This window comes from Moorena sp. SIOASIH (genome assembly GCF_010671925.1).
Taxonomy (GTDB): domain Bacteria; phylum Cyanobacteriota; class Cyanobacteriia; order Cyanobacteriales; family Coleofasciculaceae; genus Moorena.
Window position 1 is genome coordinate 50,194 of sequence record NZ_JAAHIH010000004.1, and the last position, 24,914, is coordinate 75,107.

At 43.6% G+C, this 24,914-nt stretch carries 18 protein-coding genes, 1 tRNA gene and 1 pseudogene; 11 read left to right on the forward strand and 9 right to left on the reverse strand.

The features are described 5' to 3' along the window. Nucleotides 1-18: 18 nt before the first annotated feature. Entirely contained in the window at nt 19-447 is a 429-nt protein-coding gene (locus tag F6J90_RS21550) for a DUF3574 domain-containing protein (RefSeq protein WP_293098050.1), read from the reverse strand. Between the two features lie 397 nt (nt 448-844). Next, nucleotides 845-3,526 (reverse strand): glucosidase, encoded by a 2,682-nt coding sequence (locus F6J90_RS21555; RefSeq protein ID WP_293098052.1) that lies wholly within the window; start codon nt 3,524-3,526, stop codon nt 845-847. Nucleotides 3,527-3,901: 375 nt separating this feature from the next. On the opposite strand from F6J90_RS21555, the gene F6J90_RS21560 reads away from it, so the two are divergent. After that, nucleotides 3,902-4,081: a hypothetical protein gene (locus F6J90_RS21560; RefSeq protein WP_293098055.1), complete on the forward strand. Its 180-nt coding sequence runs from the start codon at nt 3,902-3,904 to the stop codon at nt 4,079-4,081. A gap of 87 nt (nt 4,082-4,168) precedes the next feature. Here F6J90_RS21560 and F6J90_RS21565 read toward each other — a convergent pair. Together F6J90_RS21565 and F6J90_RS21570 are read right to left on the reverse strand one after the other, a co-directional pair. Next, nucleotides 4,169-5,068 (reverse strand): annotated as a pseudogene (locus tag F6J90_RS21565) (amylo-alpha-1,6-glucosidase); the annotation flags it as partial. Nucleotides 5,069-5,266: 198 nt separating this feature from the next. Continuing rightward, nucleotides 5,267-6,703: a glycoside hydrolase 100 family protein gene (locus F6J90_RS21570; protein ID WP_293098057.1), complete on the reverse strand. Its 1,437-nt coding sequence runs from the start codon at nt 6,701-6,703 to the stop codon at nt 5,267-5,269. A gap of 159 nt (nt 6,704-6,862) precedes the next feature. Between F6J90_RS21570 and F6J90_RS21575 the strand changes: the two genes are divergently transcribed. Continuing rightward, nucleotides 6,863-7,033, forward strand: a complete 171-nt coding sequence (locus F6J90_RS21575; protein ID WP_293098060.1) for a hypothetical protein — start codon at nt 6,863-6,865, stop codon at nt 7,031-7,033. A gap of 442 nt (nt 7,034-7,475) precedes the next feature. Here F6J90_RS21575 and F6J90_RS21580 read toward each other — a convergent pair whose 3' ends face one another. Continuing rightward, nucleotides 7,476-7,982 carry a hypothetical protein gene (locus F6J90_RS21580; RefSeq protein ID WP_293098062.1) on the reverse strand — a complete coding sequence of 169 codons (507 nt, stop codon included), beginning with the start codon at nt 7,980-7,982 and terminating at the stop codon, nt 7,476-7,478. Nucleotides 7,983-8,211: 229 nt separating this feature from the next. On the opposite strand from F6J90_RS21580, the gene F6J90_RS21585 reads away from it, so the two are divergent. From F6J90_RS21585 to F6J90_RS21595, 3 genes are all read left to right on the forward strand, one after another. Next, nucleotides 8,212-9,600, forward strand: a complete 1,389-nt coding sequence (locus tag F6J90_RS21585) for an AAA-like domain-containing protein (protein ID WP_293098064.1) — start codon at nt 8,212-8,214, stop codon at nt 9,598-9,600. A gap of 673 nt (nt 9,601-10,273) precedes the next feature. Beyond that, entirely contained in the window at nt 10,274-11,023 is a 750-nt protein-coding gene (locus F6J90_RS21590) for a hypothetical protein (protein WP_293098067.1), read from the forward strand. A 539-nt stretch (nt 11,024-11,562) separates the two neighbouring features. Next, nucleotides 11,563-12,708: a cupin domain-containing protein gene (locus F6J90_RS21595; protein WP_293098069.1), complete on the forward strand. Its 1,146-nt coding sequence runs from the start codon at nt 11,563-11,565 to the stop codon at nt 12,706-12,708. 344 nt (nt 12,709-13,052) lie between these two features. Here F6J90_RS21595 and F6J90_RS21600 read toward each other — a convergent pair. Then, nucleotides 13,053-13,125, reverse strand: a tRNA-Ala gene (locus tag F6J90_RS21600). 434 nt (nt 13,126-13,559) lie between these two features. Between F6J90_RS21600 and F6J90_RS21605 the strand changes: the two genes are divergently transcribed. Next, on the forward strand, nt 13,560-14,393 hold the full coding sequence (locus F6J90_RS21605; RefSeq protein ID WP_293098071.1) for a rhodanese-related sulfurtransferase: 834 nt from the start codon (nt 13,560-13,562) through the stop codon (nt 14,391-14,393). Between the two features lie 191 nt (nt 14,394-14,584). Here the strand turns inward: F6J90_RS21605 and F6J90_RS21610 are convergent, their stop codons facing one another. Then, nucleotides 14,585-15,256 carry a class I SAM-dependent methyltransferase gene (locus F6J90_RS21610; protein WP_293098074.1) on the reverse strand — a complete coding sequence of 224 codons (672 nt, stop codon included), beginning with the start codon at nt 15,254-15,256 and terminating at the stop codon, nt 14,585-14,587. Nucleotides 15,257-15,451: 195 nt separating this feature from the next. Between F6J90_RS21610 and F6J90_RS21615 the strand changes: the two genes are divergently transcribed. Together F6J90_RS21615 and F6J90_RS21620 are read left to right on the forward strand one after the other, a co-directional pair. Continuing rightward, nucleotides 15,452-16,660: an RNA-guided endonuclease TnpB family protein gene (locus F6J90_RS21615; protein WP_293098076.1), complete on the forward strand. Its 1,209-nt coding sequence runs from the start codon at nt 15,452-15,454 to the stop codon at nt 16,658-16,660. A gap of 94 nt (nt 16,661-16,754) precedes the next feature. Next, the gene (locus F6J90_RS21620) at nt 16,755-18,110 is read left to right on the forward strand and encodes an N-acetylmuramoyl-L-alanine amidase (RefSeq protein ID WP_293098078.1); all 1,356 of its coding nucleotides are present in this window, start codon (nt 16,755-16,757) and stop codon (nt 18,108-18,110) included. A 59-nt stretch (nt 18,111-18,169) separates the two neighbouring features. On the opposite strand, the gene F6J90_RS21625 is transcribed toward F6J90_RS21620, so the two are convergent. Continuing rightward, a complete protein-coding gene (locus F6J90_RS21625; RefSeq protein ID WP_293098081.1) occupies nt 18,170-18,940 on the reverse strand; it encodes a hypothetical protein in 771 nt (256 codons plus the stop codon). Nucleotides 18,941-19,514: 574 nt separating this feature from the next. Here F6J90_RS21625 and F6J90_RS21630 point away from each other — a divergent pair. From F6J90_RS21630 to F6J90_RS21640, 3 genes are all read left to right on the forward strand, one after another. After that, nucleotides 19,515-20,756, forward strand: a complete 1,242-nt coding sequence (locus F6J90_RS21630) for a DUF3747 domain-containing protein (RefSeq protein WP_293098083.1) — start codon at nt 19,515-19,517, stop codon at nt 20,754-20,756. A gap of 946 nt (nt 20,757-21,702) precedes the next feature. Continuing rightward, nucleotides 21,703-22,002 (forward strand): hypothetical protein, encoded by a 300-nt coding sequence (locus F6J90_RS21635; RefSeq protein WP_293098086.1) that lies wholly within the window; start codon nt 21,703-21,705, stop codon nt 22,000-22,002. A 67-nt stretch (nt 22,003-22,069) separates the two neighbouring features. Then, on the forward strand, nt 22,070-23,680 hold the full coding sequence (locus F6J90_RS21640; RefSeq protein WP_293098088.1) for an FG-GAP-like repeat-containing protein: 1,611 nt from the start codon (nt 22,070-22,072) through the stop codon (nt 23,678-23,680). Nucleotides 23,681-24,432: 752 nt separating this feature from the next. On the opposite strand, the gene F6J90_RS21645 is transcribed toward F6J90_RS21640, so the two are convergent. Further along, complete coding sequence (locus F6J90_RS21645; protein ID WP_267875656.1) at nt 24,433-24,564, reverse strand: hypothetical protein; 132 nt, start codon at nt 24,562-24,564, stop codon at nt 24,433-24,435. Nucleotides 24,565-24,914 lie beyond the last annotated feature (350 nt).

Here is a 24,914-nt window from a genome sequence, read left to right on the forward strand (position 1 = left end):
TCCAGATGTACCATCGATTCAAAATGAGACACAGTTTATCTCATCAAGACGCATAACTGAGTCTTGTTGGAATTGTGACTTATAGGCGGCACGGATATCTTCAATAGCTTGCTCTGCCTTTGCAGAGCGCTTATAAAGGATCATCACCATACGGGACTCCTCCTGTATTGTCTTGTCTGTTTTAGCATCTCGCCATTGTCCTGATATTTTGTCAATGCTTAGCCCATCTGGAAATCGAGGGCTTATTACATTATCAAGGAACTTTTGCCATACTAGAGGTTCCACTTTTCCGCCACCAGGGATGTTTAAACCAAAATAGAGTTCAACCTTAGACATGGTTTGGCCTTCTACTGGACAAGATGATGATGCGAGATTGCTTTGAGGGAAAGTCAACAAAAATAATATAAAAATTACTACCACACAAATGAAGTTACTTAATGTTTTCATAGTTAGACAATTAGCTCTTATATCACTATAGCACCATAGCATAATTTAACGTTTATTTATGCCCACCTACTTAATTGAGCCAGAGTTAGGTAATAACTATACCGGTAGGATGGGTTAATAAAGCACCCTAGCACTGACGTTTTAAATAAAAGTATTGTCCCTGAGGGGGTGACATGAGCCCCAAAAAGCTTACTTTATAAGGCTTTGATGCCAATGGGCTCATGGAAGATACAGTCCCAAATTGACCTTATGAATGATTTTCTGGAAGCTCAAACCCTTATAAATACGTCCAAATTCAGCCCAAAACAGAATGTATCTTTTTGTAAATTATGGGTTGAAATGATTACTCAGTAAGGATTTCAGCTTGCATGTCACCCCCCCAGGTATTGTCCACAAATCATTTAGAGTCACTACAATCAGCATATTCTTGGATCAGTTTGGCAATTAATCCAGTCCAACCAGTTTGGTGGCTTGCTCCAATTCCTAAGCCACTATCTCCATGGAAATATTCATAGAACAGAATTAAATTGTGCCAATTCGGATCAGTTTTAAATTCATGAATTTCGCCATAAATAGGACGATGACTGGATTGATTTTTCTGGAAAATCCGAATCAGACGCCGGGATAGTTCTACAGAAACTTCCCCAAGGGTCATCAGATTACCTGAGCCTGTAGGGCATTCCACTTTAAAGGTATCTCCTAAATAGTAATGGAAAGTTTGCAAGGATTCAATTAAGAGATAATTAAGGGGCATCCAAATCGGACCACGCCAGTTAGAATTTCCCCCAAATAACCCATTACTAGATTCAGCGGGTTCGTAGTCTACACGATGTTCATGATCATTGACATAGAATCGATAAGGATTATCCTTATGAAACTTAGAAATGGCTCGGATACCATAGTCACTTAAAAACTCATTTTCATCCAACAACTTGCTCAGAAGACGGCGGAATTTATCACTTTTTACCACTTTTCCAAGAGTCATATAACATAGAGCAAGCATCCGCTTTGCGCCTACTCCCTTAGTTTCCATACAGGCAACATTGCGTTTGAGATCAGGGCGATGTTGAATAAACCACTCCAATCGTTTTTTAAAACCCGGAAGTTTATTGAGCGTCTCTGGTTCTATAGTAGTGACGGCAAACAGAGGAATTAACCCTACCATGGAGCGTACTTTCAGGCGCAACTGTTCCTGATTAGGTAAGTGGAGCACATCATAGAAAAAGCCATCCTCTTCATCCCACAATTGCGTCTCATCTTCCCCAATATTATTCATAGCAGCGGCAATATAGAGGAAGTGTTCAAAAAACTTAGTAGCCATGTCTTCATAGACAGGGTTTTCTAAAGCTAATTCTAGGGCAATAGTGAGCATATTCAGACAGTACATTCCCATCCAGCTGGTGCCATCGGATTGCTCAATATATCCTCCGCTTGGAAGGTCTGAACTGCGGTCAAATACTCCAATATTATCTAAGCCTAAAAACCCTCCTTCAAATACATTGTTGCCGTCGAAATCTTTGCGGTTAACCCACCAGGTAAAGTTAAGCAGAAGCTTTTGAAAGACCCGTTCTAAAAACTGGCGATCGCCTGTTCCATGCAACTGTTTTTCGAGCTGATAAACTTGCCAGGTTGCCCACCCATGCACGGGAGGATTGACATCTGAAAAGTTCCATTCATAGGCGGGAATTTGCCCATTGGGATGCATATACCACTCCCGCGTCATTAAGTCAAGTTGATTCTTAGCAAAATCTGGATCAATCATTGCTAAGGGGATGCAGTGGAATGCCAAATCCCATGCCGCAAACCAGGGATATTCCCATTTATCGGGCATCGAAATAATATCTGCATTGTTGAGATGATTCCATTGCTGATTCCTGACTTTTAGGCGTTCTGGTGGAGGTGGCGGTTGATTGGGGTCACCCTTGAGCCAGGTTTCTACGTCGTAGTAGTAATACTGTTTACTCCACAACAGTCCTGCGAAGGCTTGACGCTGAATATTACGCTGATCGTCATTGAGTCCGGGTGGTGCGATCGCATGGTAAAACTGATCCGCTTCTGAGCGACGGGTGGCAAGAATCCGTGAAAACTCACTGCCAAAGGGTTGGGGGATATTGGGAGCATCACTCAGCCACAGCTTAATCACCTGAGTCTCCCCAGCACCAATAGTAAATCGGTAATGGGGAGCCACTTTTGTGCCGACTCTGCTAGGATTGACGGCATTCTTGTCACCCTGAACCACATAGTTGTTAATGCCATCTTTAACATAGGCAGACCGATTCTCTACCCCAAACAAGCGCTGATAATTGGTTTCGTTATCAGTAAATAATAATTCTGGTGAACCCTCACAGTAAAACCAGCGTTGTCCTAATGTGGGATGGGAGGCTTCCAGGACACTGAATTGGTGATCAGATTTAGCAACCTTGATTAGGGGTTTGGCAGAATTAGGATTCCAAGACCAAGTATTGCGGAACCAGAGAGTAGGTAGGATATGGAGGGTTTGAGGATCTGGTCCTCGATTAATGGCAGTAATTTGGATTAAAATTTGCTCCGCCGAGGCTTTGGCATACTCTAGGAATACATCATAGTAACGATTTTCCTGGAATACCCCTGTATCCAGCAGTTCAAACTCTGGTGCTTGCGGTCCCCGACGTTGGTTTTCCTGCACTAGCCAAGCATAGGGAAACTCAGCTTGGGGATATTTGTACAATCCCTTCATGTAGGAGTGGGTAGGAGTACTATCTAGATAGAAATAATACTCTTTAACATCTTCCCCGTGATTACCTTCAGGGCCGGTTAAACCATAAATCCGTTCTTTAAGGATCGGGTCTTTACCATTCCATAGCGCTAGGGCAAAACACAAATACTGTTGATCATCACAAATACCTAAAATACCATCTTCACCCCAACGGTAAGTACGCGATCGCGCCTGGTCATGGGTAAAATAATCCCACGCTTGTCCATCGGGGCTATAGTCTTCCCGTACTGTTCCCCACTGTCGCTCACTTAGGTAAGGACCCCAGCGTTTCCAGTGGATAATGTGATTTCGAGCTTCTTCGAGTCTTTGATATTCTTCAGTCATAACTCAGGCCAGCTGCATCGCTTTTAAAATTGTTAGCTTAGTTGTTATTTGGTTGTTCGCGTAGCGTGGCCAAAGGCCAAGGTTAGTTAGTTGAAGGTTGAAGGTTAGTTAGTTGAAGGTTGAAGGTTAGTTAGTTGAAGGTTGAAGGTTAGTTGGTTGAAGGTTGAAGGTTAGTTGGTTTAAGGTTGAAGGTTAGTTGGTTTAAGGTTGAAGGTTAGTTAGTTGAAGGTTGAAGGTTAGTTAGTTGAAGGTTTAAGGTTAGTTAGTTTAAGGTTTAAGGTTAGTTGGTTGAATGTTGAAGGTCTGAATGCAATCAAGTATAGTTTGATCAGTTACTAATTAGCCATTACCAATTAATAATTATTAATTATTAATTTGCCCTTACCAATCATTAATTATCAATTATCAATTATCAATTATCAATTACCAATTATCAATTACCAATTATCAATTATTACTAGGTACACTCAAATTTCTTATCCCGACTCCCGACTCCCGACTCCCGACTCCCGACTCCCGACTCCCGACTCCCGACTCCCGACTCCCGACTCCTGACTCCCGACTCCCGACTCCCGACTCCCGACCCAAATGTAAAAAACCTACCCCTGTGAGGTGTCGCCGTGTCCCCGTGTAGCGCGTTAACTATGGGTAATTATTCCAATTTGAAATCAGCAGCCAAGCACGAAGCACTTCTGCTACACTCCAAGCTTGGGCAAAACACCCTCGTGGGGTCATGGGGGCATCCCCGTCAAAAATTTCACTAATCGTTCCTACACAAGCAGCTTGGAGGTGATTGGCTATGGGGTCAAGAAAAGTAAGGGCTGTGGTAGGATCGTTGTATACACGTAAATGAGCTTGGACAAAATGCCCGATTAACCAAGCCCAAGTGGTGCCTTGGTGATAAACGCTGTCTCGCTCAACAGGATTGCCACCGTAGTGTCCACTGTATTGGGGATGATCTTGAGAAAGCGATCGCAATCCATAGGAAGTCAGCAAAGTTCGAGCAATCGTATCCACCACACTGCGCTGTTGCTCCCTATCCAGTAGGGGCGCAAGCCTTTCGCCATCTATCCAAGTCAGCTGGACTCCCGCTTCCCCTGCATAAATTAAACCATCGTTCTCTAAGTGAATGCTGTAGCGAGTTCCCCGACGATGCCAGTCAATTACCTCTTCTAGAATTGGAAACAATTCCGCTATCAACGCCTGATCTTGCCTTGCTTCGTAATAGGCACGGATTGCCTCGAAATACCAGAGTGTAGCATCCACGGTGTTGTATTCTGGTTTCGTTCCTACATCTGGAAAGAGATTGGGTAACATCCCTTGATCAATATAACGGGCAAAGGTGCGGAGAATAGTGCGAGCAACTTCAGGACGACCGGTCGATAGAGTCAATCCTGGCAAACTGATCATGGTATCACGCCCCCAATCCCCAAACCAAGGATACACTGCCATAATCGTTTTATCATCAGGTGCATCTACTAAGGGGCGGTTGACTATAAATTGGTCAGCCGCCCATACTAATTGCTGGATCCAACTGGGGGTAGTTTTGAGCTCATGGGCAGCATCCCAACCCTTGATTAACTGCTGCTCGTAAAATTTCTCGTCCCAAGTCATTAGTCATTAGTCATTGGTACTTGGTACTTGGTAATTTTGGCAATTGTTAATTTAAAATTGGTACTTACAAAGTACCAATTTTAAGTTATTTTAAGTTATTTTAAATAAATTTAAATAAATTTAAATTTATTTGTTCATAGCAACAATTTCCGCAATATCCATAGAGCAAATCATCACAGCAGTGTCTTCAAAACTAACTAACTTAAGATGATCCGGATTATCTATCAACTGTTGTGCTGCTAAAAAGCCAGCAATTGTCCAGGTTTGAACTTTCCTAGCTTTTTTGCCAATCAGGCGACCATTTTTACCATCATAGTACTCTGGCCAGTTATCCTTAAGCAGGCATTGGGCAGCAATGGTTAAGGCTTTACGAGCCAGTTCAGATTTGCCAGTTTTTTGTGCTGCTGCTGCTAATTCCCACAACAAGAACGGCCAATTCCCCGCATTATGGTAAGACCAAGGAGTATTTTTGGGATCACAACCTGTGATAATTTGCCAATCGCGACCTTCCAAAGCCGGAAAACAAACTTTCATGGGCATTTCTCCCACTAAATCCTCCCAGCGTTGCTCGATCAAGTCCATAATGGCTTGGGATTGTTCTTCAGTAGCTAGGGAAGTAATAATTGCCATTAAATTACCTTGGGCAAAAAAGCGAAAATCCATCCGTCCTGGTCCAAGGTTACCCACAAAATATCCCCCTGAATCTGGCAACCATTGCATTAGCCAATCAGGAATAGTGTCAGCATAGACATTAAACTTATTGATTGCCGCTTCACCGAACTCTTCCACATCGTAGCGATAGATTTCCTTGAGGCGGTCTAAATTCAACCAATAGTAATTCCGAATATGATAAGTCAGATGACCCAAGCGCTCCTTGACCACAGGAACATAATCATCTTCTGGCAACAACAACTCACTAGCCGCCTGCAACGCAGTGTAGAATAGGGCTTGAATATCCAACGGATATCCATCCACTCCCATCCGTCGGTCAATCATGAAGGCACCATCCGGCACCAACATGGTGGGAAACAAATCAAATCGCTTAGTCAGACACAGATCTAGAACTAATTTGATTCCCCGTTGGAACCGTGTCTGGTGGGCAAGGGCTTGATCACCAGTTGCCTTGACATAAGCCCTTAAAATCAGCAACCACCATAAGCCAGAATCTACTGGAGCAACTCGTGCGATCGCATGTTCCCCAAAATCCGCCCCTAAATGCTCTTGTTCCTTCTTATGTATCACTTTAAAGCTAGCTGGCATCAATCCAAGACCCGCCTTAAAGCAATCCATATGCTTTTCACGGCTTTGAAGCCCTAGGGTTTCGATCAGGAAATTGCGCACAATTCCTCCCTTGCCCCTCATCAGCAATGCCATAGCCGACACCGCGAAATCCCGCGTAAAGCACTGGTCATAATTCAGGGCTTCCATATCCGGGTCTTTCGACGCTACTGTGCCCACGGGATTACCTTGATAAGAGATAATCGAATCTTCCAGCGCTTGCCAAGCTGCATCGATCAGATTACCTTCGCTTCCCATATAAAACTTCTCCTTTAAGTTGTCCATCTGGTTGATGCTAGCTTAACTCCTTTGAAAAAATCCTGAAGTACTTGGCTCGGATATCGAAAGACAGAGAAATTCGGGAACTTGGGATAAAGGAACTTCGGATCAAGGAACAGGGAATAGGTCAGAAGAATTGACGCAAGCCTTATCATAAAAATACTAATGCTGCAAGGTCTAACCAAACAACCTTGGCCTTTCGGCCACGCTACGGGAACAACCAAACAACCTTCAACCTTCAACCAAACAACCTTCAACCTTCAACCAAACAACATTCAACCTTGGCCTATTGGCCACGCTACGCGAACAACCCTATTTACCGAAAAAATTGGGTAATCGCGCCCCGTCCTTATAGGACGGCTTTATTTTTCAGCTAAAACTTGACAGTTTTCACAGAGCGTGTTATGATTATATTATAAATAAAAAACTAAAAAGCTAGATAAATACTATCTAAAAATAAGTAGGCAACGTAAAAAATATGTATCAGATGCATATTGCGTAATTTGGTCTAACGACTCTTTACGTCTATGAAAAAAATTAGATTAAAAAAGTATCTATCTATCTATATAAAAAAAAAGCGATGCAGTGGCCTCACGGGGGTTTCCCCCACTCGCGCTTTGCATCAAGACAAGGTACGGTGGGGCACACCGAAACCTGGGTCATAGACCCTCTACGCTTGGGGAGAGGAGACCTCTATTTTTCCTGGCTCCGGCCTGGTTGAACAAGTCATCTCGTTGAATCAAGAATCCCCGTCCATAAGCGGGCGGGGAGTGTCAATCTAGTCACTCAGGACCGGCTCCAGCAACATTGCCGTACCTACAGGAAAGGGATAGGAGATATTTTCGGTCAGGGCAGATACTCGATAAAGCATCGCTCCCCCTTCTCGATTTTGTTCTACCCCATCCATCACAATGCGCAGGACATTGCCTGGTTTGACCGGTTTATTCAAGGTCACTGTAAGAGCCATACCACCTTCAGGACTCTTAGAAACTGCTGTGGTTGCCGCCACTCTCTCACCAAACTGATTAGTAACGGTTGCTTTGCGAACACCAGCGAGATTGGTACATTCAATCACAACAGCATTAATTGGAAACGCAGCCACAGCAACCGTAATAAAATGCCTATCCCCTGCAGCTCCAGCAATTCCAGCGCTGGCAACATAGGGAGCATTCGGTACAAAACCCGCTTGAGCCTGAGCCGCTGGTACCAGACTAGGGATGGCTATAGGCAGCACAGATGCAGCGAATGCTAGGGCTGAAACTGCTCCGAAAACTTGTTTTTTCATCACTCAATCGTCTTGGGATACCAGACTTAAACAACGTTGAGTTGATTTTAGAAAAGACCTATGGAAATTGTCTGCCTGAAAAAATCGGGAATTTGACCTAGATTGGAGTGCGCCATCTGCTGGTAATAGTCGTAAAAAATTGCAAAAAATTGCTTCATTGCACGAAAATTTTGGCAATTCTATGTCAAAGTAAAGCTAGTGTTTGGTGTGTTGGCTTTCAACCTAGTCAATGATGGCAGACGAAGCCCTAGCTGTTTTGGACACAATTTTGCCCGATTACTCCTTCAGTAACCTTCAAGAGACCGTCTTCTGTGAAGTTTGGGAAGGGAAGACTTACGCTGAGATTGCCGAAAGCTGCGGCTATGAGCATAGTTACATTAGAGATGTAGGATTCAAACTTTGGCAACGTCTCTCTGTGGCTCTCAAACAAAAAGTTACCAAAAGTAATGTCCGCTCAGTTTTGAGGCGGTACTCCCGAGCTCAGCTATCCTCTCTAGGGATTTATGGCTATCACGACAGGATCAAAAGCAGTTTCGGTAATTCCCTATACCCTGCTCTGGTACCAGAGCTAGATTTTCCCAGTGGTCCGGTACCACTGAACTCCAATTTATACATCGAACGTCCTCCCATTGAAGCGCTTACCTACGCAGAAGTTAGCAAACCAGGTAGCCTGATTCATATTAAAGGCCCCAGACAGAAAGGAAAGACTTCCCTAGTGCGAAGGATTGTGGCTTATGCGAGGAAACAGGGCTTTCGTACTGTTACTTTAAGTTTACACCGAGCTGACTCCCAAGTTTTCACTAACCTGGATAAGTTCTTACGTTGGTTTTGTGCCAACGTCAGTCGGCAATTGGGTTTATCCCTCCAACTGGATCACTATTGGGATTCTGACATTGGCTCTAAGGTCAGTTGTACCACTTACTTTGAAGACTATTTGCTAGAGCAAGTCGATAGGCCAATTGTTATTGCTTTAGATGAAGTGAATCAAATTTTTGAGTATCCAGAACTTTCTAGGGATTTTCTGTCTTTGCTACGCTCTTGGTATGAGGATGCTAGGGAACTGGAAATTTGGCAAAACGTAAGATGGGTGATAGCTCATGCTACAGATGTATATGTGCCACTAAAACTTAATCAATCGCCCTTTAATGTTGGCCTAGCCATTAAACTCCCAGAATTTACCAATGAGCAAGTGCTAGACTTAGCCCAGCGTCATGGTTTGGATTGGGCAAAAGGTGACCAAGCCATGAAACGTCTTGCTCCTTTAGTGACTATGGTAGGTCGTTGTCCCAGTTTAATTCGTCTTGCCCTTTATCATCTCACCAAACAAGATGTTAGCTTAGAACAATTACTAGAGGAAGCACCAACTCAAACTGGAATTTATAGTAACTATTTGCGTTACTATCTAGCCGCTTTGTTACCCCATCATGACCTATTTGCTGCTTTTAAGGAAGTAGTCATGGCCACAGAAAGTGTGGAATTAGAAGCACTAACTGCTTATAAATTGGAAAGCTTGGGTTTGATCAAAATTCGCGGGAATCGAGCCACAGCTAGTTGCGAACTATATCGTCTATTTTTTAAAAATCAATTTCTGAATGGCATAAGAGTTAGTGGTGATTAGTTATTAGTCATGGTAAGCACTCAGCTATCAGCTATCAGCGTGTCGCGTATCAGCCATTAGCCTTGGCCTATGGCCAAGCCCAAGGCTAATGGCCACGCTACGGGAACAGTTAATATGAAATCCGGCTAAATAGTTACTGTTAAGCATTTGCATCCTGCCAAAGCCTGAAAATGGGTTAGTCCCCGGATCAACTCAGGCTGTTTGAGCAGTACGCAACAGCGATTAGGTAAAGCCGACGCTTCGCGAACACATAGAAGTTGCTCTAACTCCTGGATGTTCTCAAAGGTTCGGTTAGCAATCGGCTGATCTCAGGCAATTAGAAGTGATTTGGGTCGCAGATCGGTTATTCGGGCAAGAACTTTGCTCATGCAGTCCAACAAGAAAATCGGGATCATGTGCGAGTGGAAGTGATTGATCGAACATCAAAGGAATTTGAGATTCTACCTGGCGCGATGGATTGTCGAACGGACGTTTGGTTGGCTCAACGGATTTCGGCGTAAGAGTCACGGATTATGAGTTGTACACGACCAAAGCGCGAAGCGATGAAAAATGGCTCGCTTATTCGTTTAATAACTCGCCGATTAGCTTCTTAAGCTTTTATTTACAAATCAGCTCTGAGAAGTGCCATATAATCAGCGTGCAAGCTGAAAAAACACTCAATTAGGAAAATCAAATGAGTAATTACGTAATCGGAGGATGGACTCAATCAACTTCAAATCAACCACCCGACGAGAGCTTTGCTTACACCATGTATGGAATGATCACTAATCTCAATGGTTTAACATCTGGAACTCCTAGTCAGCCAGGTTGGAGTCCAAAAGATACAAATCCTCCCTCAATCCCAGGAAAAGTTCTATGGACTTATGGAGGTGCAGGATGTACTCCAAACGGTATGCCTGACAGTGATCAAAATGTAAACGATATTATATCTGCAACGAATTCTAGTGGGTGGGATGGAGTAGATTTTGATGATGAGTGTCAGATGAACACTGATCTGATCATTGACACTATGGAATCCTTGAAGCCAAAAGAAAGTAGTTACACATTTTTGGCAGGTTGGAACTATAACAACCCAGACCAAAGTGATGAGGGTAAGCAAATAAATCAAAATGTTCAAAAAATTGGCGCTACTGGTCTCTGTGATCGTTTTATTCTGATGTGTTACGGTGACGCCATGTGGTCTATGCCTGATATTCAGAATAATGTTGGACCGGCGATCGAGAGAACTATCGCACATCTAGGAAATAATAGCAATAAAAAGGTTATTTTGGCCCTCACGCCAGCTGGTCTCAATCAGGAAAACTTAAATTATTTTCTTAATCAAGTTCTAAAATATGATCTAGGTGGGTTGTTTATTTGGGAGTTTCCTAATCTGTCACATAGTGATCTAGAGACTATCAAAAATACCTTAGGTATTTCCTGATCAGACCAGTTTCTTTTGACACTCCCCGCCCTAGAAGGACGGGGATTCTTGCTTCTACGAGGTGACTTGTAAAACCCTTGCCGGAGCCAGAAAAAATAGAGGTCGATTCGACCCAAGCGTACTTGGTCTATGACCCAGGTTTCGGTGTGCCGGAGACGAAACCTGATCAGAGAATCGCCTTAATAAAAAAGTTTTAACCAAAGGTGCGCTTTCCTTTCTCCGTAGGAGACGCGGGGCGCGTTTCTCCGTAGGAGACGCGGGGCGCGTTCGGCGAATTAAATTCGCCAAGGTCAAGCGCAGCTTAAGTAACTTATGGGCTAAAATTATTATTGCCCAGTAAGGATTTTACCTTACATCTCACCCCCCCAGGGTCAACAATAAAGATGTATAGTTCATCTTTTTTGTTGCATCAAATCTACTTAGAACGCGAGATTCTCATGCCAAACTTGAAACGACAAATGATATCGCTGTGTAGTGTTTTCATTTGTACAGTTTTGATAGCACTGTTCATTTCTTTCGGGCCTGTCTCTGCACCAGCAATGGCTCAAGAAACGACACTAAGCTCCAATGAACAGGTTGCCCTTCCCCAATTAATAGGGCAAGGGCCGGGCCTACAGCTACCGTCGTGTGATGGTCAACAGTGTCTAGCTCCAAATATGGCCTATAAAGTCGATCGGACACCCAAAAATATAAATAAAAACTATCTTGAATCGGGGTGTTATGGGCAGGTTGCTAACGTCAAATTTCACTTTGAGGGTTCTCAATTCGAAGACAGTGTGTTTGAAGAAATTTATCCTATCCAAGATGGTTGGGACTTGTTCTTCAATACTCCCAGCGAGTTCACTAAGGGTTATTTCCAAGACATGAGCGGCTGCGGTTTAATTCCCAGGAAAAGTAGACTGGAATTATTATCTGGCTTCAAGGCACAAGACGAAGTCTCAGACGATCCGAAGGAAAATATCGCGCATTTCGTGGTTGCAAAAGACTATTATTACCTTAGTCCTGATTCTCATGAATATAAATATCTGGGTAGTCTAACGGCCATTAGCGGGCAAAATTTTCCTGCTCTGGGAGGAGCGGCTGTCGGCCAACTCATTATTGCACCGGGTGGAATTCGCGCTCCCCACTGGCACCTCAATTCTGCGGAGGCCGGTTATTGTTATGAGGGCATAGGGCAAGTGGGAACCATTGTCCCAGGCAAGAGTATACCAACTGGAGAAAACGGAACGTTTTTTGAATCAAAGAGAATTGAAGAAGCTTTTGTTAGGCCGGGGGAACTCTTCCTCTTTCCTGAGGGAAGTCAACATTACCTGCGCAATGTTGGGGCAGAGGGTAATTTCTCCTGTGTCCTTTTCTTCTCGGAAGACCCATCTCTGAACCCAGATCAACTCCTCACAATTACATTATCTAATATTGTCGGGAATACACCTGCAGAAGTCTTAGGACCTATCCTTGTCACAGATAAACCTAATAACCCAAGTACGAAAACCTATAGTGCTGCAACGGTTTCACAAGCACCACCTCAAGTGTATTCATTCAAGGGTCAAGGTCCTGATGTTGTCCCGGTTATTGAGGCATGTAAGGGAGAAGAGCCTAATCCTGAGAATCCAGGTTGCCCGTCTGCTACTATACGTGCAATGGGCAAGACTTTAAACCGTTCTAAGTACTCTTTCCTAGAACCATAGGTTTCAGACAGCAAAGCTCTAGTTTTTTCCTTCCTTCTAAGAGTCTTGCTGGTTGAGAAGGAGGCTTTGCCCCAGGTGGTTTGTCCCTGGGGCAATTTCATTAAAAACAACAACAGCTCTTAATCGCTCTGACAAAGCGGCTCATGGAGAAATGCGAGAGGAAGTCAAGCCACTAAGCTACAAGGACTTACCAGAGTTGTAGTCCATTTTTTTAGACTACCTTTATATATAAGCTCCAAAACCTGATCAACTACATGGAATTAGGCGCAGGTCGTGGAGTTATACAACTTTGTTTCTACTACAAAGCCCACCCTAGCCATCAATCTATAAATACCTATAACTAGTGGAGGTAAGCGGACTCGAACCGCTGACATCCTGCTTGCAAAGCAGGCGCTCTACCAACTGAGCTATACCCCCAGCTAATGACAACTTAAGCTAAATCAAGCTTAGTTCATCAACTGCACTTTTGTTATTATACATCATCCAAGTGGAAAGTCAACCAAGATAGCCAAAAAATTTTCGTATAGCAGGATGGATCTTGGGTGATTATCAGGAAAGCTAATGACTGAAACCCTTATATAATCTTTATTTTAGGGAATGCGATCGCGTGGGAATGATTTGAGGCACCCACTCAGAACATTCGCAGGATTTACACCTGTGGGATGGGGTGATCAGGTCATAGCTTAATCGGGGAATGGGCTATGACCAGTGACCGCAATAGTACACCGCAACAGTACTCTGACCATAGCAGGTTAGTGCGGGGTCTTACCATACGCCAATATAGTAAATAGTGAGGCACTTTCCGACTCAGGAATCAAAACTCAGCACTATTTTCACCCCTTAACCGGATCATGACCCAGGTAGTTGCAACATTTTACAAATTTGTCAGATTGCCAGACTTTGCCGATAAACGACCCTCCTTACTAGCCCATTGTCAAGCTCAAGGCATCACAGGAACGATTCTGCTTGCAGCAGAAGGCATTAACAGCACAATCGCAGGCTCCCGTCAAGCCATTGATTCAGTCCTAGCGTTTCTCCGTTCCGATCCCCGTCTGGCCGACTTACAGCATAAAGAATCCTACACTGACTCCCCCCCATTCAACCGCCTCAAAGTCCGGTTAAAGAAAGAAATTGTCACCATCGGTTTGCCAGAGGTTGACCCCAATCAGCAGGTAGGTACCTATGTTAACCCCCAGGACTGGAATGCTCTAATTTCCGATCCAGACGTAGTCCTGATTGACACCCGCAATACCTATGAAGTAAATATTGGAACCTTCAAAGGTGCCCAAAATCCCCATACTGACTCATTCCGACAATTCCCTGATTATGTTCGCCATCACCTCGATTCCACCAAAGACAAAAAAGTAGCCCTGTTTTGTACAGGGGGTATTCGCTGTGAAAAAGCCTCATCGTTTATGTTGAGTCAGGGGTTTAAACAGGTCTATCATCTCAAAGGTGGCATTCTCAAGTATTTAGAACAAGTCCCAGAAGACGAAAGTTTATGGGAAGGGGAGTGCTTTGTTTTCGATCAACGGATTGCTCTCAAGCACAGGTTGGAAGCTGGAACCCACCATATGTGCTACGGTTGTGGAAATCCAATTTCCCAAGCTGATCTCAATTCTCCTAAATATATCAAAGGTATTTGTTGCCCTTACTGTTTTGATGATTTCACCAATGAAGCATAAACGTCAGCGGTCAGCGGTCAGCGGTCAGCAGTCAGTGGTCAGCTGACGTAACAGAGATTAAACCAATGCTTACCTGTTTGATTCAAAAGCACCTCAAGTCGCACCATTTGTAGCGCATTAGCTGATAGCTGATAGCTGATAGCTGATAGCTGATAGCTGATAGCTGATAGCTGAATGCTTACCTTAATACTTCATACTTCATCTTTTTTTAGGGCTAGGGTCAATCCATCAGCAATGGGTACCAAACTAAGGGTTACCCGTTGGTCTTGAGAGAGCTTTTGATTAAATGCTCGAATTGCCTTAGTTATGTTATCGACTACCTCAGGATCCGCTACTCGCCCCGACCAGAGGACATTATCCACAGCAATAAGTCCACCATTACGTACCAGTTTCAGTGCCTGCTCGTAGTAGCTTTCGTAGTCCCGTTTATCAGCATCAATGAAGGCAAAATCAAACGTACCTGCCTGTCCCTCTTCCAGCAACCGCTCCAGAGTGTCCAGTGCTGGCGCAATTCGCAGGTCAATTTTGTCAGCTACTCCGGCTTGTTCCCAGTAGGGACGTGCGATCGCAGTATACTTCTCACTGATATCACAAGCAACCACCTTTCCCTCTGGTGGCAAAGCTAAGGCTACAGCTAAAGCACTATAGCCCGTAAATACCCCCACCTCTAGAGTTTTCTTAGCTCCCATCAACTGCACTAGTAAGGCCATAAACTGCCCCTGTTCAGGAGCTATTTGCATCCTAGCCATGGAATGCTGTGCTGTTTCGACCCTCAGCTGGGTCAAAACTTCTGGCTCTCTTAGAGAAACAGATTTCAAGTAGTCGTAAAGCTGGTTGTCGAGTCCCAAAGTTTGATTCGTCATTGATAGTTAGCCATTGATTGATATATAGTTTGCTTAAAGCTATGCTTCAAAAGCTGATAGCAGCTCAAGTAGCGTGGTCAAAGGCCTTTGGCTTCTAGCTGATGACTTACCATTTTAGACCTTGACACGTCATTAATTTTGTCACTACTCTAATAACTATAGAGCAAGGCCAAAAGGAAAGGAGGTGAACTCAAGATGTTGCGGCGAGTTGTTAAGGTTCGTCTATATCCAACAACCGAACAAAAAGAAATTATAGCTCAACATTTTGGGTGCGGACGTTTTGTATACAACAAAGGAATCGAACTTAACAAAATCCAGTACGAAGAAACTGGTAAGGGTTTTTCTAAGAATGACCTATTCAAATTAATAGCATTACTGAAGAAGGAGTTCCCTTGGCTTAAGGATTGCTATTCTCAAGTCCTTCAAATGTCAATGCGAAATTTGGGGGATGCTTTATCAGATTTCTTCAAAGGTAAGGCAAGACACCCTAGATATAAGTCGAAATTCAAGTCTAGGCAGTCGATCCAATTCCCAGAAAATGTCAAGTTAAAAGGAAGGGTATCAATTGCTTTTCCGGGAAGAATTGGGGCAGTAAAGGCTTCTATTCATCGTTCTTTAGATGGAAAAATAAAAACAGTAACTTTAAGCAAGACATCATCAGACAAATACTATTGTTCTGTTTTGATGGACTACGAAGGGACAGAGCCTGAAAAATCTTCCACGGGTAAAGTCGTAGGAATAGATGTTGGAATCCAAGACTTAGCCATCAGTTTTGACGGGATTGAAACCAAAAAATACGAAAATCCCCAATATTTTAGAAAAGAAAAAAGGCTAGCTATAGAGCAAAGGAGATTATCAAAAAAAAAGAAAGGTTCAAATAACCGAAAAAAGCAAATAAAGAAAGTTGCTAGAGTTCCCGAACGTGTGAGTAATGCCCGACAAGACCATCTACACAAGGTTTCACGCACCATTGTTAATGAAAACCAAGTATTAGTGGTTGAGAACCTAAATATTTTGGGTATGGTATGCGCTACGGGCACGCTACGCGAACGTAATAGAAAACTAGCGAAGAGTATATCTGATGCCGGACTGGGTATGTTTATCAATTTTATATCCTATAAACTCGAACGGTCAGGAAAGGTTTTAATCAAAATTGATAGATGGTTTCCTAGTTCTAAACTTGGCTCTAGTTGTGGTTACAAAATGGATAAAATGCCTCTTGAGGTAAGAGAATGGCAGTGTCCAGAATGTGGTTGTAATCATGACCGAGATATTAATGCAGCAAAAAATATCCGAGCAGAAGGTATTAGAATTCTCAGTATTGCGGATGGGACAGCCGTCAAAGCCTGTGGAGCGGACCTAAGACCTCAACCTACTTCGGTGGGGGCGGGCAGACTGCATTGAAACGGGAAGCCCCACCCTCGTTCTTTGTAGGGTGGGGTAGTTCACCCTGGAAACAGCAAGTGCTCAATTAAGGGCTGAGGGCAAAAAGCAAGACATGGGACGTATATTTATTTCAGCAGGTCACGGTGGCATGGAACGTGGTGGTCTTGACCCAGGGGCGATTGCCGGTGGGACAACGGAAGCCGAAGAAATGATTCGGCTGCGAGATATGGTGGTGCCAGAATTGCGATCGCGTGGGTTTGAAGTATTATCTGTTCCTGATGAATTGAGTTTAAAGCAGACAATTCAATGGATTAATGACCGTGCTCGTTTTGGTGATGTAGCGCTAGAGATTCATGCTGATGCCTTTTCCAATCCTAACATCCGAGGTGCCTCTGCTTTTTACATTTTCAATAACACTGAGCGCAAGAAGCATGGTGAACTCATGCTGCGCTATTTGATCACACGCCTTCCTGAACTGCCCAATCGAGGAGCAAAACCCGATACGGACTCAGGTGTTGGGCGTCTTGCCTTTTGCCGTGATGTTATCCTGCCCTCCCTACTGCTCGAAGTTGGCTTTCTGACTAATCCCCAAGACCGTGCTCTGCTCCAGAATCGACGTCGTGACATGGCCAGAGGCATAGCTGATGGATTGGCCCAATGGAGTAGTTTGATAACTGGTGAACAGCCACCCGATCAATTCAATCCGATTTATCCCATCATTGATATTAAAATCAATAATCAGACTTACGATGATCGAGGTGTTCTAATCAATAGCAATTCTTACATTCCCATTGACCTAGCCGATCGCCTAGGAGTGGATTTGACCACCGCCGAGAATGTCCGTCGTGTGCAATATCGGGGAGTCGTGTATGTTAAGGCCATTGAACTAAGAGATTATAACATCTTTGTCGGTTGGGATACTGCCACCCGCACTGTGATTTTGCGCTCAATTTCCCAGAAAATCTGTCCAGGTTTGATTGACCGGATCATGGGTCATGGTAGCACCTCCGAAGTCCAGTTACAGATATTTCTTAAAAACAATAATCAGAACGCCCTGACTGAGTTTCCTGACCTACCTAGGCTCTATCGAGAAGAAGCCTCGGTAGAGGGAGTCAACTATGACATTGCCTTTGCCCAAGCTTGTGTAGAAACTAACTTCCTACGCTTTAGCGATCGCCTTAGACCTGAGCAAAATAATTTTGGTGGTTTGGGAGCAGTGACTAGTGATGAAGAAGCGACTTTTCCTAGCGCTAGAATTGGAGTACGTGCCCATATCCAACATTTGAAAGCCTACGCCAGTCAGGAACCCTTAGTCCAACCCTTGGTCGATCCCCGGTTTCGCTTCGTTACCCGAGGGATTGCTCCCTTAGTTGAACAGCTCAGTGGGCGCTGGTCAGCTGACTTAGATTACGGCAAGCGAATTATCGCCGTTGTCAGGCGTTTATATGAAGCATCTAACTTGCTTTGATCCCGATTCCCGATTCCCGATTCCCGATTCCCGATTCCCTGCGCGTAGCGCTATAACTGCTAAGCTGTCTTGAAAAACCGAATAATTTCTCGGACATTATCCAGAAATTGACTATCTGTAGTTAATTGTGCGATCGCATTTTCAGAATCCCGAGCTAAACGTTGGTGTTCCGCATTGTTATTAGCTTCCAGTTGTGCCATTGATGCTTCAAGTTCGGCTAAGCCTTTACGAGTCTCTTCCCAGTAACGCTGATGGGTTGCCACCCAAGAGTAAGGTTCTTGTGGGTCTAGTTGCTCTTGTAGACCTTTGACACTTCTTTCGAGAGCTTCAAAACGATTCTGTAGTTCCATTACATCTCGACGAGGATACTTAAACTCTTGCCGGATCATCCTTAACCGGGCTGCTAAATACTGATAAAAACGTACCGCTGGACGCAAAGCAGTTAAAAGCAAAGCTGCTCCCGAACTGACGTAGCCTACAGCACTAATCCCAGTGGCAGCAAGGATGTACAGACCCACAGCAGATAACAGGTGAAGGGCGATTGCTACGGTTAGCGATCGCTTAGCTATCATTTTCACATAGTCTAATTGCTTGGGGTCAACCGCAATCTCATTTGCCCTGGAAGCTGACCCCTCTGCTAAAACTTCCCTAGCTTCCAAGTGGACATTCCATGGCACTGTCACAATCACCAACAGCCACCAAAAGCTAGCCACACCAATCACCCAATCCAGGAAATGACCAGTACTGATGTGCAACCATTGCAACAGCCCAAACACCAATAGGGTTAGAATTCCTAACCCAGTCCCTACACCAGCAACATTAAAAAACATACTAGCGACCTCCGACGGATTTTCAGCCTTTATCCCATCATGCTTAGAGATAACCCTCCGGCTCGAAAACCTTGTGATAGTTTCGCTAGCTTCACACTGATATTAGGTAAGTATTCAGCTATCAGCCGTCAGCTGTCAGCTAATCAACGGTCGGTAGTTGCTAGTGGTGCTTTAGGGACGGACTCACCCTCATTTTCTCGGTAGCCAGTGTTGGGACAGTCCGCTCCGAAAATTGTCACGGGCAAGATGCCCATTCCACAACAAGATGCCCATTCCACCCACCAGGTCAAACAGCTTTTAGGAGATGCACCCTGCTCCTTTTACTCATCCGACCCCGTGCAGTTAAAGCCCCTGATAGCTGATAGCTGATAGCTGATAGCTGATAGCTGATAGCTGATAGCTTATGTGTCCTTAGCTACTTTTGCTCAAATTTTATTAATCAAAATTAAAACTTAAACCATTAGAACCAGAAACATTTAATCTGAAAGTTAATCATTATAGCTTTAAGCAGTTGTCTGAAAATTGACAAATCCTAAAAGCCCAGTAAAGATGCTGAAAAACAGAGGTAAATAGCATGAAGAGTTCTTTAAAACAAAAATTACCACAAAAACTAGCCACCTTCGCCACCGTTGCCCTAGCCACTGCCTTCTCAGCAATCAGTCTTGGCAACCAAACCTCCGCCGCTACTTTCGAGCAAAAACAAGTTGAACAAGGCAAGTTTATTGCTGTAGCTCAACCCTTTGGTGCAAATTCCCATCAACTGCTGATCATAGAGCAAAAATCCAACAAGCGAGCCTGTTGGAGCGAGAGTGGTACTAACCCAGTGATCGTAGACCCACTGCTGTTGAACTTTGACTTTACTGGCATTTGCGGACGCAGTACTGACAGCAATGGCTATTCCATGCGCATGGCGGGTGAAGACTTAGGACTCGATTACATCCTCAGCATTGTTGAGCGTAATGGTGAACTGTTGCTAGTGGGTAAGCACCGTCTTGATCGTAAAGCTCCTGAAGTAATCATCGGCAGAACTGGTGGTATTAGCCAGGGCTTTATGAAAATTTTTCTGCAGCCCGGTTGGGAATTTGCCAAGAGAATGTTCAATGGCAAAGAGCTAGGTCACGTCTATCTTGCTACTAACACACCCTTAGGTAACACAGGAAGTACTGATCCATCCAAGCTTCCTCCACTTCCGCCACGGGAAACCTCTAAATTTCGGGATATTGCTAATGATGTCTATGCCTCAGAAATTGAAAAAGCTGTAGCAATGGGATTTATTGCTGGATTTCAGGACAATACCTTCAGACCCCAAGGGTTTCTCACCAGAGAACAACTCGTGTCTATGGTCATTGAAGGCTTAGGTAAACTGCCAGGTGCTAATATTACTCTCCCCACTCAAGCATCAGGACGGCCCTATCGGGATGTTGAGTCTGGGCGCTGGAGTGCTGCCAAAATTCAATGGGCGAGGGACAATAACATTGTTAGTGGCTATCCTGATGGCACCTTTCGACCAAATAAGTCCGTAACTCGCGCCGAATTGATGGCAGTACAAAAAAAAGCTGCTGAATTTGCCAAAAGCCTCCAAGGGCAGCCAGGGGTACTTGTTTCTAATGGGTCAGTCACACAATTTTCCGACACCGAAGGTCACTGGGCTGTCGCTCTGATTTCTGAAATGTCTGCCTACTGCCAAGTCGCATCTCCGGTAAACGAAAGGGGTAACGCTTTCTTCCCCAATTCTGAAGCACGCCGGAACTATGCCGCTGCTGCTACTCTGCGTATGCTCAACTGTGTCCAGCAACCTATTACTCAGAATCAGTAGGACATTATCCTTTAAGAAGGGTAAGCATTCAGCTATCAGCAGTCAGCCGTCAGCTAATCAACGGGAGATAGTAAACAAGCATCGGGGGTGCTGATACGAGTGGTTGAAAATCCCTGCTAGTTTTAGTACTCCGACCCCATGCAGTTAAAGCGCCTGATACGCGACACGCTGATAGCACCTCAAGTAGCATCTCAAGTAGCGCATTAGCTGATAGCTGATAGCTGACGGCTGAATACTTACCAATAAGGCCACAAGAAACGTCTGTTGATCACACCTCAACTAAACAACGTAAGCTAAGTACCTCGACAAAAATAAACCTCACTGTATTAACTTGTGTAAAGTGGCCAAAAGTCCATCTGCTCCCTGCTCCCTATTTCAACAGTTAATTTTACTTTTGTCCGACTACTTATCAGCCCATTATATCAATTCCGGTAGCCTGGAATTGATCACAAACCCGATTCAATACTGCCGCAAAGTCTCTATTTTATTCCTACCTTACTGAAGTCTGCCTCTTGGCCGTTTTCCTTCTCTTCTATCCAACATATAGAAATGTAAACGAGATATCTAAACGTGAAGACTATAATAACTCTGAAAAAAAAACTGTAAAGATTTCATGAAGTAAGTAATTTTATAGTGACATTCAATAATAATTATGTCATCTATAGTAATGGTAATTTTATTTTATGAATAACAATTCATTAAAATACTATAAAACTATAGTTTTAGCTCCAATAATAATAAATTTGTTTAAGTAAACCTGAACAATATTTCGATTCAAAAAAGTTTCATGTCCAATTTAAAATAAACTCCAATACGGATTTTTGATAATACCAAAAACTCCTCGGATATCTTTACTACTTTTACCTGTTACCTTTCCAGATCAATTCTAGTTTCACATCTCATTTAAAAACGCTATAGCGTTTCTCATAGCTATGAGGTAAACAAAATGGTTTACCTCTTGCCTCTTGCCTCTTGCCTATTGCCTATTGCCTATTGCCTATTGCCTATTGCCTATTGCCTATTGCCTCTTGCCTATTGCCTATTGCCTATTGCCTATTGCCTATTGCCTATTGCCTATTGCCTCTTGCCTATTGCCTATTGCCTATTGCCTATTGCCTCTTGCCTCTTGCCTATTGCCTCTTGCCTATTGCCTCTTGCCTATTGCCTATTGCCTATTGCCTATTGCCTATTGCCTATTGCCTATTGCCTTTTTCCTGCTCCCTACTCCCTGCTCCCTGCTCCCTAAAAACCTCACCCAAATAAGAATTGCTATATATATGACAGATGATGTTTAAGATAGGATAATAGTAATTATGCCAACATTTGAGGCAGAAGACACAACTAGGCTGAGTCTAGAAAACTACATAGTTTTTGATAGTGACATTGCTTCCGGTGGCCAAGCTATCGAGATTTCCAAAAACAATACTAGTGAACCAGGATTCATTCGTTTAACCTGGACAGAAGCTGACGGTCCTGCTGGTAACTATGATTTTAATATTGCCCATTTTGATGAATCAGATGGCAGAGCTACCCTGACACTTCGTGTCAACGATATCCCAATTAGTAGATATATTTTCAATAAAAACCCAGGAGAAAAGGGTAATCCACCCATAGACACACCCAACTCTGGTAATTATATCGGGTTGACTGGTTCTATATTTGATGGTTTATCCAATCCTAATCCCATCTTTGAAAACGTAGCACTGACTCCAGGGGATCAGATTGAAATCTCTGCCGTGGCGGATAGTTTGGGGAATCAAACCGATGAACTAGCGCGGATCGACGTTATTGAAATAACACCAGCACTGGAAGCTGGCCCAGTTATTACTTTTCCTGAACTTACCATTACCCCTACTGATGGCACATTAGCCGAAACTGTGCCAAAAAGTGGTGGTATTACCATCACCCGTACCGGAGACATTAGTCAAACCCTAGAGGTAACTTACACTGTCAGTGGCACCGCTAGCTCTTCAGATTACAAGCCCATCCTAACTGGTACCGTTACTATTCCAGAAGGTCAGGAGTCAGTAGATCTCAAGCTCACCCCAATCGCCGATGGAATAGCAGAAGGGGAAGAAACTGTCATTATTACCCTTGAGAATAGTCCCGACTATCAATTAGGTGAGACTCCCAGTGCCACTTTCACCATTACCGACAATGACCAATCCACCATCACCGAGAGTGTGACTATTTTCTGGCGTAATGACGAGACCGGAGTCAATGGTGCTTGGCTGATGGATGGTCTCGACTTAGCTCAAGCCGTAACAATTCATTCACCAACAGAACCAGCCGACAGTCCCTGGCAGATGCAGGGTGCAGGGGATTTCAACAGTGATCAACAACAGGATATTCTCTGGCGTAATACCTCTACTGGGGAAGCTGGCATCTGGTTGATGGCAGGATCGGTGTTTCAGAATGCAGTGTCCATGACCCCAACTCTAAGCCTAGACTGGGACATTCGTGGCACTGAAGATTTTAACAATGATAATCAAGAGGATATTCTCTGGCGCAATACTGCCACTGGGGAAAATAAAGTCTGGCTCATGAATGGCACTACTGTGGCTCAGGAGGTGTTCATTCAATCGGAACCAGTCACTAGTATTTGGGAGATGAGGGCAGCGGGAGACTTGGATGGGGATGGTGATGGGGATATTATCTGGCGCAATACTCAAGAGCAAACTATTTACTATTGGAGGATGGAAGGGACTCAGTACATTGAATCAGTGTTGATTGAGTCACCAATAAGTATTGGTCAGGAGGTAATCCATGGGACCCTCGACATCGATGATAATGGTTTCGATGATATCCTCTGGCGCAATCTCGACGATGGACAAAATAGTGTCTGGCTGATGAATGCCAATGGGTACGATCGCCTCGAAAGGCTTGAGCCACTAACCGATCCCAGTTGGCAAAGTTATGTTTAAATACGTAATTTTAATTACCTAAGTATTTAGCCAAGGGCAATCAGCTAAAGCCCTTGGCGCGTTAGCTGATTGCTTAAATGTAGAGACGTTATATAGCGTTTACACATGAGATGTAAACCTGTATCTTTTTTTTTTATTGGACAATAAAACTCCGAAGCTGTTTCCCCTCTTGCCTTTGGCCTCTTGCCTCTTGCCTCTTGGCCTTTGGGCGTATGTTCACAAATCAAATATAAACTATATAGCTATCAATTTTAAAGATTTATAAAAGTTCAAAATTTATAAAATAATCATTTTTGCTTAGGACTTACCCAAAACTGGACTCGAAACCCTATCACTCTAAGGGCTATCACTCCAAATGCCATAAGTAGTAGGTTACGGGATTAAGGCACCTTACCAGTATAATTACTGCCTAAGCCATGTTTATAATAAAACCTATGGTTCGATTACCTAATGGATTAGTTCGATGAAAGATAAACTCAATATTTTTATGTTAGTTATTTTATGGATAGTTATATGTATGTTGTGATCTAGCAGTTTTCAATTCGGTGAGGTACATAATTTTGGGATTTTAGGGAACAAGGAACAGCGGATCTGGGGATAGGGCATAGGGCATAGGTAAAAAACTCTGTACCTCATGACTCTGATAAAGGCTAAAAAAATCAGAATAGTTATATTAAAGTATATATAAAGTCGATTTTGGGTATTGTTATACCCGTAGAATTCTAGGAATGCGTGTAATGGTGTTTACAAATTCAAGGGACGAAGCGATGCAGCGAGGTAGCGCGGTCTTGGAGAGCCAGTTGCTGATCTGAATCCCCATCTCCCCATCTCCCCATCTCCCCATCTCCCCATCTCCCCATCTCCCCATCTCCCCATCTCCCCATCTCCCCATCTCCCTGTTCCCTCCTATTCCACCTCAAGCAGCGCTATAGCGTTAATTATTCTCTAATCATCGAAAATATTGAGTAATTATAAGATTTGTAACAAAATGCTAAAATTTGATAAGTTGATCAAATTTTATGGTGACATAGTATCCAGTGCATGCCATCAATGAATAGAGTAATTTTTTGGCAGCAAAACTAAAACTCCTGGTGGAAGACTATCAGTATAGTTCTGAGACTATTTCAGCAAAAGATGTTGTTGGAGCATCTACGCTATTTAGATAGATTTTGAAACACAGAAAATCAAAAACCTGTAACTAATACAGCGGCAGATTTCTGAGATTTTTGATTAG